The sequence below is a fragment of the Mangrovimonas sp. ST2L15 genome, from assembly GCF_001280515.1.
Lineage (GTDB): Bacteria > Bacteroidota > Bacteroidia > Flavobacteriales > Flavobacteriaceae > Mangrovimonas > Mangrovimonas futianensis.
In genome coordinates, this window is record NZ_LBIQ01000015.1 from 119716 (window position 1) to 134045 (window position 14330).

Annotated in this window: 14 protein-coding genes; 9 read left to right on the forward strand and 5 right to left on the reverse strand. The window is 34.9% G+C overall.

Annotated elements, in window-relative coordinates; translation table 11 throughout:
• Positions 1-6 precede the first annotated feature (6 nt).
• The 8 genes from ZA07_RS00915 (at position 7) to murI (ending at position 8251) form a co-directional block, all read left to right on the forward strand.
• Positions 7-666 carry a CBS domain-containing protein gene (locus ZA07_RS00915; protein WP_053969855.1) on the forward strand — a complete coding sequence of 220 codons (660 nt, stop codon included), beginning with the start codon at positions 7-9 and terminating at the stop codon, positions 664-666.
• Positions 667-1551, forward strand: coding sequence for an NAD kinase (locus tag ZA07_RS00920; protein ID WP_053969856.1), 885 nt, complete (start codon positions 667-669; stop codon positions 1549-1551).
• Positions 1552-1651: 100 nt separating this feature from the next.
• Positions 1652-2341, forward strand: coding sequence for a DUF6089 family protein (locus ZA07_RS00925; RefSeq protein ID WP_053969857.1), 690 nt, complete (start codon positions 1652-1654; stop codon positions 2339-2341).
• Between the two features lie 4 nt (positions 2342-2345).
• Complete coding sequence (locus tag ZA07_RS00930; protein ID WP_082316479.1) at positions 2346-3086, forward strand: isoprenyl transferase; 741 nt, start codon at positions 2346-2348, stop codon at positions 3084-3086.
• Positions 3058-5697: an outer membrane protein assembly factor gene (locus ZA07_RS00935; protein WP_053969870.1), complete on the forward strand. Its 2640-nt coding sequence runs from the start codon at positions 3058-3060 to the stop codon at positions 5695-5697. Before ZA07_RS00930 ends, ZA07_RS00935 begins: the two co-directional genes overlap by 29 nt.
• Before the next feature lie 158 nt (positions 5698-5855).
• Positions 5856-6857 (forward strand): OmpH family outer membrane protein, encoded by a 1002-nt coding sequence (locus ZA07_RS00940; RefSeq protein ID WP_369793475.1) that lies wholly within the window; start codon positions 5856-5858, stop codon positions 6855-6857.
• 37 nt (positions 6858-6894) lie between these two features.
• Entirely contained in the window at positions 6895-7404 is a 510-nt protein-coding gene (locus ZA07_RS00945; RefSeq protein WP_053969858.1) for an OmpH family outer membrane protein, read from the forward strand.
• A gap of 67 nt (positions 7405-7471) precedes the next feature.
• On the forward strand, positions 7472-8251 hold the full coding sequence (gene murI, locus ZA07_RS00950) for a glutamate racemase (RefSeq protein ID WP_053969859.1): 780 nt from the start codon (positions 7472-7474) through the stop codon (positions 8249-8251).
• Here the strand turns inward: murI and ZA07_RS00955 are convergent.
• Genes ZA07_RS00955 through ZA07_RS00965 form a run of 3 tightly spaced genes read right to left on the reverse strand, consistent with a single transcriptional unit; the run spans position 8248 to position 11662 of the window.
• Complete coding sequence (locus ZA07_RS00955) at positions 8248-8766, reverse strand: gamma carbonic anhydrase family protein (RefSeq protein ID WP_053969860.1); 519 nt, start codon at positions 8764-8766, stop codon at positions 8248-8250. The genes murI and ZA07_RS00955 overlap by 4 nt on opposite strands.
• 4 nt (positions 8767-8770) lie before the next feature.
• On the reverse strand, positions 8771-9505 hold the full coding sequence (locus ZA07_RS00960; RefSeq protein ID WP_053969861.1) for a LytTR family DNA-binding domain-containing protein: 735 nt from the start codon (positions 9503-9505) through the stop codon (positions 8771-8773).
• On the reverse strand, positions 9506-11662 hold the full coding sequence (locus ZA07_RS00965) for a histidine kinase (protein WP_053969862.1): 2157 nt from the start codon (positions 11660-11662) through the stop codon (positions 9506-9508). It abuts the gene before it with no gap.
• A 244-nt stretch (positions 11663-11906) separates the two neighbouring features.
• Between ZA07_RS00965 and ZA07_RS00970 the strand changes: the two genes are divergently transcribed.
• The gene (locus ZA07_RS00970; RefSeq protein WP_231628608.1) at positions 11907-13022 is read left to right on the forward strand and encodes a vWA domain-containing protein; all 1116 of its coding nucleotides are present in this window, start codon (positions 11907-11909) and stop codon (positions 13020-13022) included.
• Between the two features lie 39 nt (positions 13023-13061).
• Here ZA07_RS00970 and ZA07_RS00975 read toward each other — a convergent pair whose 3' ends face one another.
• Together ZA07_RS00975 and ZA07_RS00980 are read right to left on the reverse strand one after the other, a co-directional pair.
• A complete protein-coding gene (locus tag ZA07_RS00975; RefSeq protein WP_053969864.1) occupies positions 13062-14084 on the reverse strand; it encodes a type IX secretion system membrane protein PorP/SprF in 1023 nt (340 codons plus the stop codon).
• Positions 14085-14088: 4 nt separating this feature from the next.
• Positions 14089-14330: T9SS type B sorting domain-containing protein (locus ZA07_RS00980; RefSeq protein WP_053969865.1), on the reverse strand; the 242-nt coding region annotated here is incomplete at its 5' end.

The following is a 14330-nucleotide window of genomic DNA, read 5'->3' on the forward strand; positions in this document are numbered from 1 at the left end:
AAGTGTATGAACCTTGCTGAATTTATCATAAACGACATCAAACCCTTGAACATCAAGGACCACATTGGTGATGTTCAGGTTATGTTCAATCAGCTGACTTACTCTCACATTCCTATTGTAAATGACTTGAACCAGTATCTAGGCTGTATTTCTGAAAATGACGCCCATTGCCTTGATGGTAAAAAACTTATTTCTGATTACGGACATACTATTGAAGGTTTTTTCGTTAGAGATACAACTGTATGGCTTGATGTTTTGGAATCTTTTGCTCAAAACTCGACCAATATCATGCCCGTCCTTGATGTCAAAAACACCTATTTAGGTTACTACGAGCTCAATGATATTATCACCTTATTTAACGAAACTCCATTTTTTGCTGAAGCTGGTGGTATTTTAATCATAGAAAAGGGTATTAATGACTATTCCTTTAGTGAGTTGAGTCAAATTGTAGAATCAAACAACGGGAAACTTTTAGGAGCTTTTATTTCAAAAATTGAAAATGACCTAGTTCAAATCACCCTGAAAGTGGGCAATACAGGACTTAACGATATCATGCAAACCTTTAGAAGATATAGCTACAATATAATTTCTGGACATGAGGAGGACAGTTATATGGAAAGCCTCAAAGAACGTTCTGATTATCTCAATAAATATCTGAACATATAGATGAAGGTAGCGATATTTGGGCAATTTTACCATCAAAATGCCGAGGAGGCTATAAAGATTCTTTTTGATTATCTCGAAAAGAAAAATGGGGATTTCTTTATTGAAGAAACTTTCTTGCAAATCATCAACAGCCAAATCAATCCCGATGAAAATGCTTACCATTTTAATACCTTCAAAACATTAGATGACAGTTTTGATTTATTAATAAGTATCGGTGGCGACGGCACTATTTTAAGAGCAATCACCTTTGTAAAAGATAAATCCATTCCCATTGTTGGAATTAATACCGGGCGATTAGGTTTTTTGGCAACCATTCAAAACAATCGCATTGAAACTGCAATGGATAACATTTTTGAAGGGAGATACAAGATTTCAGAACGTAGTCTATTGGAAGTCAAAACAACACCTTCCAATGAAAATATGGAAAACCTAAATTTCGCATTAAACGAAATTACGGTAAGTCGAAAAAACACTACTTCCATGATTACGGTAGACACTCATTTAAATGGAGAATACCTTACATCATACTGGAGTGATGGCTTGATTGTTTCTACCCCCACGGGCTCTACAGGATATTCTCTAAGTTGCGGTGGCCCAGTAATTGACCCCCATGCTGAAAGTTTTGTGCTCACCCCTATTGCGCCACACAATTTAAACGCAAGACCTCTTGTTATTAAAGACACTACAGAAATTCAATTGAAAGTATCTGGAAGAGAACACCAACATTTAATCTCCCTAGACTCTAGAATAGCCACTTTAGATAATGAAACACTCATAACCATCTCCAAAGCACCTTTCAAAATAAAAATGATTGAACTCTTAGATGAAAGTTTTCTAGACACCCTTAGAAAAAAACTTCTTTGGGGAGAAGATAAGCGTAATTAAACAATAAAAGTGAATAAATCTTGTTTTAAACCTAACACAAACCCCTACAATTTGTTATTGGGAATTTAGATTTATTATATTTGCAAACTTTTAAGTGTTTATGAGGTATTTAACCACTTTAATCATATTATTTTTTACCGTCCAAATTTGCCATTCGCAAACCCATGAGTTGGGTGTCTTTTTGGGGGGTAGCAACTTTATAGGAGATATTGGCTCGACCAAATACATCGCCCCTAACAAACCGGCTATTGGAGCCGTTTGGAAATGGAATCGTAGCAATAGACACTCCTTCAGGTTTTCTGCAATTTTTTCTGAATTAGAAGGAAGAGACAGTGAATCTGATGATCCCAGACGACAAGAAAGAAATTATAGTTTTAAAAATGGCGTTGTGGAATTGGCCGCTGGTTTGGAATTTACCTTTTTCGATTACAGTTTACACGATGGCCGACGTAATTTCACCCCATATCTTTTTTCAGGTATTGCAGTTGCCTACCACGATAACTTCTATTATAGAAACGACAGAATTATTGATGAAGACACTGAAAGCTTAGCCTTCGGGATTCCGATGGCACTAGGAGTAAAAGGAAGACTAACCGAGCATATTATTTTATCTTTTGAAATTGGAGCACGATATACTTTTTCAGATGAAATAGATGGAAGTGAACCAGATTCCCATCAAATTAAAGACACTATGAGCATTGGAAATGTTAATAACAATGACTGGTATGTGTTTTCTGGTTTAACCATTACCTATACCTTTGGCCGAAAACCATGTTACTGCAATTTTTAGGCAAGTGGACTTAAAAGATCAAATACATACCGAAAAGTTACCAAATCATATTGCCATTATCATGGATGGTAACGGCAGATGGGCCAAACAGAAAGGTTTGATAAGAGCCATAGGCCATGAAAATGGAACCAAATCGGTAAGACAAGTGGTAGAAGCCTCAGCAGAATTAGGCATTAAAAATCTAACCTTGTATGCATTTTCTACGGAAAACTGGAACAGACCAAAACCAGAGGTTCAGGCCCTTATGAGGTTATTAGTATCTTCCTTGAAGAACGAATTGGAGACACTCCAGAAGAATGACATCAAATTAAATGCCATAGGCAACTTAGATGCGCTTCCAAAAAAAATAAATAAAGAGCTTTTGGAGGTCATGGAAAAAACCAAAAACAATAACCGAATGATACTAACCCTTGCCTTAAGTTATGGCTCTAGGGATGAAATCACTCAGGTTATCAAGGATTTATGCCATAAAGTTAAAAATAACATAATTTCTCCCGAAAATATTGACGAATCGGTTATTAATAAGCATCTTTACACGCAAAATTTACACGATGTGGATTTGCTTATTAGAACGAGCGGAGAACGCAGGATAAGCAATTTCCTTTTGTGGCAAATTGCTTATGCTGAATTATATTTTACGGAAGTTCTTTGGCCAGATTTCACCAAGGAGGATTTATTTAAGGCCATCATTGATTATCAAAATAGAGAGAGAAGATTTGGGAAAACAAGTGAACAAATTAATTGATAGCAAGCTATTGAAAACACAATTACTTTTTACATTATTACTTACCTTAATTTTAAGTATTCCATCGGCTGTCGCCCAAGAATTAACGGTTCAAGACAGTAAAACATATACAATTGCTGAGATTACTGTAAATGGTGAAACCTCCTTTAGTGAACAAACCATTATTGCTTATTCGGGATTAAGAAAAGGAGAAGAAATTGCTATTCCTGGAGAAAAAATAAGCAAAGCCATTACCAAGCTTTGGAATTCCAACCTTTTCAACAACATAGAAATTTACCTTAAGGATGTTAAAAATGGCAACCAGGCTTATTTGGAAATTAGATTAACTGATTTACCAGAACTGAATGAGGTTAAAATTACAGGTGTTAAGAAATCAAAGAGGGAAAAAATCATCAAGGAAAACAAACTTGATAAAGGTGTAAAGGTGACCGAAAACCTTATTACAACTACAAAAAACTACCTTATTAATACGTATAAAAAAGATGGTTACTACAATTCTAAAGTAGCCATTAATACAATTGAAGTTCAAGATTCAATTCAAAAAGCTAGAGTCAATATGGTTGTGAGGATTGATAAAGGCAGTAAGGTAAAAGTCAAAGACATCGATTTTACTGGTAATGAAGTTTTCACCGACAATAAATTGAAAGCTGCGATGAAAAAGACGAAACAAAAGAATTTCATTCGCGTGTACAAGCGGTCTAAATATATAGAAGCCGATTATAAGGAAGACTTAAAAGCTGTCATCGATAAGTATAAAGAAAATGGTTATCGAGATGCGCGAATAGTGGCAGATTCTATTACGGTTGTTGATGATAAAAATGTAGCCATTGGTATTCATATTGAAGAAGGAGAATTATACACTTTTGGAGATATTTCTTTCATTGGTAATACCGTTTATTCAGATGAACAACTTAAACGTGTTTTAAGGATTGAAAAAGGTGATGAATACAATGGCGTTATGCTGGAAAAACGTATTGCAGATAATACATCTCCTGATGCATTGGATATCACAAACATGTATCAAAACAACGGATATCTTTTTTCTACCATTAATCCAGTCGAGGTTAGTGCTGAAGGCAACGTCATTGATTTAGAGATTAGAATTTCAGAAGGTAAACCAGTTCATTTTAATGATATCACCATTGTTGGAAATGAAGTTACCAATGATAAGGTAATTTACAGAGAGCTTTATACAAGACCAGGTCAACTTTACAAAAAGTCTAATGTAATAAGAACCATCAGGGAATTAAGTCAATTAGGATTCTTTGATGCCGAACAAATTGGAACTAATTTTAAAAATCCAAAACCTAATGAAGGAACCATCGATTTGGAATACTCTGTGGTTGAAACAGGTTCAAGCCAAGTAGAATTACAAGGTGGTTACGGTGGTGGCGGTTTCATTGGAACACTGGGCCTTTCCTTTAACAACTTTTCACTAAAGAATATCCTTAATAAGGATGCATATACACCTGTTCCAAGAGGTGACGGACAGAAACTAGCTTTAAGACTGCAAGCCAGTCAATTCTTCCAGACCTATAGTTTTTCATTTACAGAACCTTGGATGGGAGGAAAAAAACCGGTTCAATTTTCAACGTCATTCTCTCATTCCAAGCAGTTTTCTTACGATTACACTACAGGAAAGCCAGACAGAAGTAGAAGTTTTAATGTTACCGGGGTTACTTTAGGTTTAGCAAAAAGATTAACAATTCCAGATGACTATTTTTCTATTTCCCATGCTTTGACTTTTCAACATTATAACTTAAACAATTATAACACAAGCTTATTTACTTTTGGAGATGGGTACTCAAATAACTTAGCCTATACCATTGGTTTAAGTAGAAATAACACCTATAATGATCCTATTTACCCTACAGGAGGGTCTAACTTTACAGTAAGCGCCAAAGTCACGTTCCCTTACTCTTTAGTGAATGGTGTTGATTACAAGGCTTTAAGGGATGAAAGAAACGAATTAGATGAATTTGTTTCCGATACCAACAATCCTGAAGCAGATCGTGTGGAAGCTGTAGACAGAATTGCTGAGATAGATCAAGAACGTTTTAAATGGTTAGAATTCTACAAAATAAAATTTAGGGTAGACTGGTATTCAGAACTAGCAAAAAAGCTCGTTTTAAAACCTAGTTTAGAATTTGGTTTCTTAGGGGCCTATAATCCAAATAGAGGTGTGATACCATTTGAAAGATTTTTCCTTGGAGGTGATGGTTTAGCCAATTACACCTTAGATGGAAGGGAAACCATTGCTTTAAGAGGATATCCTAACCAATCCATTCAACCATTAGATGAAAATGGAAATCCAACAAATGATGGAGGAACGATTTATAATAAATTCTCTTTAGAATTACGATATCCTATTACTTTAAGTCAAACAGCTAAAATTTATGGATTAACCTTCTTAGAAGGAGGTGTTACCTACAATGATTTTCATGACTACAATCCTTTTGATCTTAAAAGATCTGCAGGTGTAGGGGTAAGAATCTTTATGCCCGCCTTTGGTCTGTTAGGTATTGATTTCGGGTATGGATTTGATCCTGTACCTGGTGAGTTTAATCCTAGTAGATGGCAAACGCATTTCATTATTGGACAACAATTTTAGTTTGGCACGATATTTTCTAATACCAAATAGATTATTTACATTGGGAATTAAAATTTTTAAAGTTAAATTTCGTTAATTTTGAAAACGTTAATTCTAAAGAAAGCAGGAGTTTCTGCATCTGTTGTTTTTAGAATTTATGAAACCATAAATCATTAAACATGAAGCAGATCAAATTAAAAGTTCTTTTTTTACTGATAGTGATTTCCACCATTGGTGTATCCTCTTACGCTCAACGAGGCGTAAGAATTGGTTACATTGATACCGAATATATTCTCCAAAACGTCCCAGAATATCAAATAGCTACCTCACAATTAGACAAGAAAGTATTGCAATGGAAGCAAGAAATTGAAACCAAACTAAGTGAGATTGAACAAAAAAGAAAAGATCTGAGCAACGAGAAAGTGCTTTTAACTAAAGAATTGATTGAGGAACGAGAAGAAGACATAGCCTTTGAAGAGAAAGAGATCCTTGATTACCAACAAAAGCGTTTTGGTCCTAATGGTGATTTAATGATTCAAAAGAAACAATTAATCCAACCCATACAAGATCAAATTTTTGCTGCTGTTCAAGATATGGCTGAAAAAAGAAAGTATGACTTTGTCTTTGACAAAGCCGCTGATGTGGTCATGCTCTATTCCGCAGATAGATTTGATTTTAGTGATGAAGTTATAAGAAGTATCACAAGAAGTAACAAGCGTCAACAAGCTACTTCAAGAGCCGAAAGAAAAGCCGCCGATGAAGAAGAGCTTTTACCTGAAATCAACGAAGAATTAGAAGCAAGAGAAAATGCTCAGGATCAAAGGAGAGATAGCATTATGAATGCTCGGGAACAAAGAAAACTAGAAATTCAACAGAGAAGAGATAGTATCATTGCGGCACGTGAAAAAGCGAGACAAGATAAAATTGATGCTCGTGAAGCGGAAAATACAGATGAATCTGACAACATTACGGAGGATACAGAAAGTAAAACACAAGCCAATGGCGAAGCTCCAGAAACAAAAACAAGAGAGGAAATTCTAGAAGAAAGACGTCAAAAGAAACTAGAAGATAGAGAAAGAAGGAAGCAAGAACTTGAAGCTAGAAAACAAAGAATATTAGAAGAACGCCAAAAGGCGCAAGAACAAGAAGAGAGTCCGAAAGAGGACAATGAAGATAATTAACAATTTTAATTTATAACACACATTAATACTAGTAAAAATGAAACAATTGAAAACCATTTTATTTGCAACCGCATTATTTTTTGGAGCTATCAATTTCTCTCAGGCTCAAAGCAAAGTTGCTCATATCAACACTCAAAGTTTGATAGAAGCTATGCCTGATATGAAAAATGCCCAAAGTGAGTTGGATAAATTAGCAAAAACTTACGAAGCAGACATCCAAGCCTCTATTACTGAATACCAAAATAAGGCTAAGCAATATGAGGCAGAAGCTCAAACCAAGACTGATGAAGAGAACCAAAAGCGTTCTAATGAGCTTATGACTATGCAACAAAACATTCAGCAATATAGAGCAACTGCACAACAAGAAATGCAGAAAAAAGAAATTGACCTATTAAAGCCAATTACTGAAAAAGCCAAAGCTGCTATCTTAAAAGTTGCCAGAGCACAAGGTTTTGATTACGTTTTAGATTCAACTCAAGGTGGAGGTGTTATCATGGCCGACGGTAAAAACCTGTTAGATGACGTTAAAAAAGAATTGGGAATTTAATTTTTTCCTTTCATAAAATAATTACAAAAGCTGTCTTCAACAAGGCAGCTTTTTTATTTTTGTAACAATGAGCACAAAACCTATTGGTATTTTTGATTCTGGCGTGGGAGGCACTTCTATTTGGAAAGAAATACATGCCATGTTGCCAAATGAGAGTACTATTTACCTTGCTGACAGTAGATATGCTCCATACGGGAATAAAACCAAACAAGAGATTATTGACCTGAGTATTAAGAATACCAAGTTATTGCTTAATAAAGGAGCCAAACTCATTGTTGTGGCGTGTAATACAGCAACCACCAATGCGATAAAAGTACTGAGAAGTACATTTGATGTCCCCTTTATTGGAATCGAACCCGCCATTAAACCTGCCGCCTTAAATACTAAAACCAAAACAGTGGGCATCTTAGCCACTAAAGGCACTTTGGCAAGTGAACTTTTCAATCAAACTTCTGATTTGTTTGCGCGAGGGATTAAAGTTTTGGAGCAGGATGGTGATGGTATTGTACCACTGATAGAACATGGGAAATTGGATTCCAAAGAAATGCATCAATTATTAAACACCTATTTAAGACCCATGATTGAGGCCGATATTGACTATTTGGTACTAGGATGCACCCACTACCCTTATCTCATTCCTCAGCTTTTGAAAATACTTCCAAAACACGTAAAAATCATTGATTCAGGAGAGGCTGTAGCCAAACAGACCAAGGCTATTCTTGAAAAAAATAACCTTCTCAACTCACTACCTACAAACCCAAAATTAGAATTTTATAGTAACTCTAACCCCGAGGTCATGAACCAGTTAATAGGGGACAAATTCAATGCCACATATCTGGACTTTTAGTCCTCTTTAAACCAACTAGAATATTTCACATAGTTGTTGGCTATTCTATCTATTTCACCTGATATTAATTCCTGACTGATATCCTTTACTTTTTTGGCTGGCACACCTGCATAAATACTGCCGGCTTCTACCCGTGTATTTTGAGTGACAACTGCTCCTGCGGCAACAATACTATTGCTCTCTACGACACAATTGTCCATGACAATGCTTCCCATGCCTATTAAAACATTATCATGAATGGTACATCCATGAACAAGTGCATTGTGACCGATGGATACATTATTCCCAATTGTCGTAGGATGCTTTTGGTAAGTACAATGAATGACGGCGCCATCCTGAACATTTACCTTGTCCCCCATTTTTATATAATGCACATCTCCACGTATCACCGCATTAAACCAAACACTACATTGTTTTCCCATACTCACCTCTCCAACAATGGTTGCATTCTCCGCCACATAACAATCGGCTCCTATTTCAGGAGATTTTCCATTCACTTCTTTTATTAAAGCCATAATTCTATTGAAAATAAGATAATAATCCAGATTTTTTTGAGGCAGAAACCATAATCTCTTGCCCATTACTCAGTACAACACTTCCACCTTTCCCTTTCAGGTATTTGACAATTTCGTTAACATTGACAAGGTAGGATTTATGTACCCTTACAAAATTAGAAGCTTCCAAGGTTTCATCAAAGTACTTTAGGGTTTTACTAACCACTTTTTTCTTATGGTTTTTCAAATGGATTTCTGTGTAATTATCATCTGCTTTGCAAAAAAGAATGTCTGAAGTTTCAAGAACCTCAAAACCATCTTGTTGCGGAATGGTTATTTTTCCAATAACTCCTGGCTGTTTGGGAACCAATACCTGATCTTGAAGTGCATTTTCCTTTTCCTTTATATCGACAACATAATCGACTGCCTTAATCAACTCATCTATAGAAACCGGTTTCATTAAATAATAAGAAGCATGCGCATTTAGAGCTTCCATAGCATAATGATTATAGGCGGTCACAAATATGGTTTCAAAAGTTCTGTCTCCTACTTTTTCCAAAAGATCAAAAGCATTACCGTAAGGCATCTCAACATCCAAAAACACTAAATCCAACTCATGGTTTCTAATCAATTCAAGACCTTCATTGATATTTGATGCTTCACCCATTACAGAAACCTGCGGACAATACTTATCCAAATACTTTTTTAAAATATCTCTACTTGCTTGTTCGTCTTCAACGATAATTGCTCTTAAATTCATTTAATCTTTTTTTATGGTTACAACAACCTTAGTTCCCGTTTCTTCGCCCTTATTAATATCTTCTATTTGAACATCTACTTTGTCCTTGTACATATCATTCAAAATGACCACCCGCTTTTGTATATTACTCAGTCCTTTTGAATTATGTTTCTTTTGATTTTGAGTTTTTAAGGTCTTTGATCGTTCCCTCCCTATTCCATTATCTGAAATTGTGATGGCTATTTCATTCCTATTGATATAAGAAATGTCTATTTGAAGCCATCCCTTTTCTTCTTTATACCTAAGCCCATGCCACACCGCATTTTCAATATAGGGCTGCAATAGCATAGGAGGGATTTGAAACTCATCTATCTTAATTTTTGGATCTACTTCAATGCTGTAATCAAACTTATCCTGAAATCTGAAATGCTCTAATTTGGTATATAACTCTAACAATTCTATTTCCTTCTCTAATGGAATAAAGTCTTCTTCACTGTTTTCTAAAACGGCTCGCATAAGCGTAGAGAAATCAGACAAATACTTATTGGCAGTTCGCTCATCATTAGTGGCAATAAAACTATTGACTGAATTCAAGGCGTTAAAAATAAAATGCGGGTTCATCTGACTTCTAAGCGATTTTAAAGCCAATAAATTATTGGCTAATCTTTGTTGTTTTATATACTTATACATCAAATAAGCCACAACAATTAATAAAGTCATCCCAAACACCAAGGAATAAATAACAATCTGTTGATTTCTGTTTCTTTCGGTAGTCAATTGATATTTACTTTCAGAAAGTTCCCTTTCACTCTCCAAACTCTTAATACGATTCTGCTGGTTGGCTATATCCCTGCTAAATTTAGCAGCCCTAACAATTTCCTGTTCCTTTTTCACATATAATTGTTCGACCAATTCAGTATAATCCTGATAGGTTTTTAAAGCCTTTTCTGAATTTCCCGAACTATTATATACTTCTGAAAGTTTTCTTGTGGCATCCTTTTTCACAACCAGATCCGATTTAGTATCAGCTTGCTTAATACTCTTCTCTAGGTAGTTTATAGCACTGTCATAATCCTTCTGAAGGTAAAAAGCATTCCCTATTTTATAATTTTGTTTTTGTGGTGTATATGGACTGTCATTGTCGATTATAGAATCCCTTTCAACTTCTTTGATATCTTCCAACACTTCTTTACGAAGTTCAATTTCCTCATCATAAGCTCGGTTACTCCCTTGAAAATCGGCGACTGTAACCTTTTCCTTTAAAGCCCTTTCTTTATTCTCCTTTGAAGCCAAATTTAAAGAGTTGTCATAATAATCTTCTGCAATCGTTATTTCGCCACTCTCATTATAACTATTGGCTATTTTGGAATTTAAATCAATTATTTTCGGCGTTATTAAATGTGCTTTTGCAACCTGAAGCCCCTTTTTATATACCGCAATTGCCTTTGAATAGTTTCTTGAATCCATATAAGCATCACCCAAACCTTCAAACAATAAGGTTTGTTGGTAGGTAGACAATTGGGATTCATTTATAGACAAGAAAGTATTGATACTATTTTCCAAATCCTTATTCAATTGATAAGCTCTCCCTAATTTAAGCTTCACATCTAAGGAAGACATATTTTGCAAACTAATGCGGTAATTGGACACTGCGAGATCATACTGCTTCCAATGCATATAAATATCGGCTATGAGTTCATATGCCTTAGCATTTTGTTCTTTTGAATTGCTTTCTGCTAAAGCATCTGTAGCAAATTGAAGCCCTTTTTCAACATCCAGCTTCAAATATTTTTTGGATGAATCCAAAAATCTTGAATATTGCTCGAATGATTTTCTTTGATTAGGTTTCCTGTTTAATTGAGGTTGTACTTCTACAATAATATCATCATCATTTAAAATAACGTAATAAACCGTTTGGAAATCGTCATGACTAATGACTAATTGATCACCTTCCTTAGCTTTTATTTTGAATCTACCAGAATGATTTGTAGTAGTTCGAGCACCAGCTAAAATTTCGACGGTAACATCTTTGATGGCTTTTTTACTATCACTTTCCCTTACCTGCCCTTTAATTTCATACTGTTTGACCTGGTTCAAATCAGTTCTATTCTGAGCAAACCCATAGAAATTCATGAATGTAAAGAAGATGATAATATAATATGTTGCTTCACGCTTCATAAAAAAATAATATTATAGTAAACATACATACTTTTCATCTTATTCTAAAACCATTTATATCAAGTCCAAAGGACTTACAGGGTATTTTATAGGGTTTTACTCAAGCACCATGCTCATTTACTAATTGTAATGCCCATCTGGCTCATTCTCCCTTTTATATAAAATACTTTCAATTTACATTTCTGAAATCTTTTTTATTTATATCATGAAACAAATTCTGTTTATTCTAGTCACTTTGGCCCTCATGGGATGCAAAAAAAACAATCAAACAAAACAATTAGCTCAATCCGAGATTAGCCAAATAAAACCTTTGCTCGAGAAACCAACAATTCACGTCGCTCTTCTTTTGGATACTAGCAATAGTATGGATGGCCTAATAGATCAAGCAAAAGCTCAACTTTGGTCTATGGTAAATGAATTATCTCAAGCAAAATTCAAGGATTTAAAACCCAGCCTAAAAATCGCTATTTATGAGTATGGCAATGACCAATTAGATGTAAAAAATGGTTACATAAGACAAGTGATGCCTTTTAATTCTGATCTGGATGATATTTCAAATAACCTATTTTCCCTCACCACTAATGGAGGTAACGAATTTTGTGGGCAGGTAATCTCAACATCAACTAGAGAACTTGGCTGGGGTAAAGAAAATAATGATCTTAATTTAATATTTATTGCAGGAAATGAACCTTTCACACAGGGACCAATTCCATTTCAACAGGCAAGTTTAAATGCTAAAGAGAAAAAAATCACCATCAACACCATTTATTGTGGAGACTATCAGGAGGGTATTAATAGTTATTGGGAAGAAGGGGCAAATTTAACTCATGGCACCTATATGGCCATAAATCAAAATAATGAAACCCATTATGCGTCCACCCCATTTGATGATGACATTTTAAAATTAAATGAAAAACTTAATGAGACCTATATCACCTATGGACAAAAAGGAAAAGAAAAAAAACTAATGCAACATGAACAAGATGACAAAGCTGCTTCAATGGGTAAAACTAATGCAGTTACAAGAAGTATTAGTAAAAGTTCCTATTTATATGACAATTCAACATGGGACTTAGTTGATGCCATTAAGAATCAAACTATCGATCTCCAAAATTTAAACAAAGATGACTTACCAAAAGAATTAAATACAAAGTCAAAAACTGAAATTGAAATATATTTGAATGAAAAAGCTGAAGAGAGAGCACAGATAAACAAGGAAATTCAGTCAATCAATCAAAAAAGAATGGAATATCTTAAATCACATCAAAAAGAAAACACTACCGAATTACAATCTGCGATGATTAACAGTATAAAAAAGCAGGCTGCACTTAAGAATTACGAGTGGGAAAATAATCAATAAAAAAAAGAGCCTTGAAATTTTCAAGGCTCTTTTTTTTATTTAGTTAATCGCGGGACAGTTACAATGGTAACGCTCTCTACGACAATTGAAATTAAATCCTAATGTGATTTGGTGAAAACCACCATTATTAAACACTACAGAATTTGCTTGATACGAATAATTGTAAGCAAACATAAACTGATTGAAATTGATACCTAAAATCGGAGTAATGTATTGAAGCTTTTGACTACTTACACCTGTGCCATCTTGAAATTCAGCACCGTCCAAACTTCTTCTATATGATAAACCTCCCCAAACTTTACCAAATTCCATTTCTTTGTAAGCCTTCATATTAATATCTATAGAAGATTCTTTAGTTCCGTCTTTATACATAAACATAAGTGATGGCTCAAAACTCCACTCACTACCATATTTAGCTAAAATAGTACCAGCACTTACCAAGAATTGTCTTGGATTATCATAAGCAAAAATTCCATTTTCATTAGAATTGATACCATCATTTCTCAAGATATTTCTAGCAGTAGCATGAATGTAATGTTCATCAAAGTGGTAAGAAAACCCAAAATCAATATTGAAATTGGTTGCACTTTGATCCACACCAGAAATAATTCTATCAGGATGGCTAATCAAATCATTTTGAAAAGCAGATTCATTCAAACGGTATTGTATAAATCCTGCACTTAAACCGAACGATAACATACTTAAATCCAATTCACTTCTAGAGAATTGAATATGGTAAGCATACGTTAAATATCCTCCTGTTTGAGAGTGGTACCCGTTTTCATCTGTATAAAATATAGCCCCTAGTGCGGAAGGTGACTCCCCTAATCTACTATTGGCACTTACCGTCAAAAGCTTCGGAGCATCTTCATGACCAAACCATTGCTGTCTCCCGGTAACCCTAACTTTTGCACAGTTAGCAACCCCCGCCATGGAGGGGTGTATTAAATAATAATTATCAGTTAAATAATCAGAGTAAATAGGTAGACCTTCTTGGGCATTGGTATTAAAATATGTAATAAAAGTCGTTACTGCTACTAATAAAAGTTTCTTAATATTCATAGGTTTATCGTTTCAAGGTAAAATGTTCCTTTAGGATCTTTGTTTCCCCGTTGCTTTCTCCCGGTTCGGTGTACTCGACCGTGAACCAGTAGTCGCTCGATGGCATCAGCTCCCCGTTATAGGTACCGTCCCATCCCTCGCCAGTGGGGCTCAATTGCTTGAGCAGCTTTCCATAGCGGTCAAATATATAAATTTTAGCGTTAACTTGGGTGTTAATATTGTAAATCTGCCAAGTGTCGTTGTCCC

What these genes read in the sequence shown, in the direction of transcription:
- ZA07_RS00955 (WP_053969860.1), bottom strand. Translation starts at nt 8,766, where the DNA reads ATGGCTTTAATAAAAGAAGTGAATGGAAAATCTCCTGAAATAGGAGCC.
- ZA07_RS00945 (WP_053969858.1), top strand. Translation starts at nt 6,895, where the DNA reads ATGAAACAATTGAAAACCATTTTATTTGCAACCGCATTATTTTTTGGA.
- ZA07_RS00915 (WP_053969855.1), top strand. Translation starts at nt 7, where the DNA reads ATGAACCTTGCTGAATTTATCATAAACGACATCAAACCCTTGAACATC.
- ZA07_RS00965 (WP_053969862.1), bottom strand. Translation starts at nt 11,662, where the DNA reads ATGAAGCGTGAAGCAACATATTATATTATCATCTTCTTTACATTCATG.
- murI (WP_053969859.1), top strand. Translation starts at nt 7,472, where the DNA reads ATGAGCACAAAACCTATTGGTATTTTTGATTCTGGCGTGGGAGGCACT.
- ZA07_RS00975 (WP_053969864.1), bottom strand. Translation starts at nt 14,084, where the DNA reads ATGAATATTAAGAAACTTTTATTAGTAGCAGTAACGACTTTTATTACA.
- ZA07_RS00960 (WP_053969861.1), bottom strand. Translation starts at nt 9,505, where the DNA reads ATGAATTTAAGAGCAATTATCGTTGAAGACGAACAAGCAAGTAGAGAT.
- ZA07_RS00925 (WP_053969857.1), top strand. Translation starts at nt 1,652, where the DNA reads ATGAGGTATTTAACCACTTTAATCATATTATTTTTTACCGTCCAAATT.
- ZA07_RS00970 (WP_231628608.1), top strand. Translation starts at nt 11,907, where the DNA reads ATGGGATGCAAAAAAAACAATCAAACAAAACAATTAGCTCAATCCGAG.
- ZA07_RS00920 (WP_053969856.1), top strand. Translation starts at nt 667, where the DNA reads ATGAAGGTAGCGATATTTGGGCAATTTTACCATCAAAATGCCGAGGAG.
- ZA07_RS00940 (WP_369793475.1), top strand. Translation starts at nt 5,856, where the DNA reads ATGAAGCAGATCAAATTAAAAGTTCTTTTTTTACTGATAGTGATTTCC.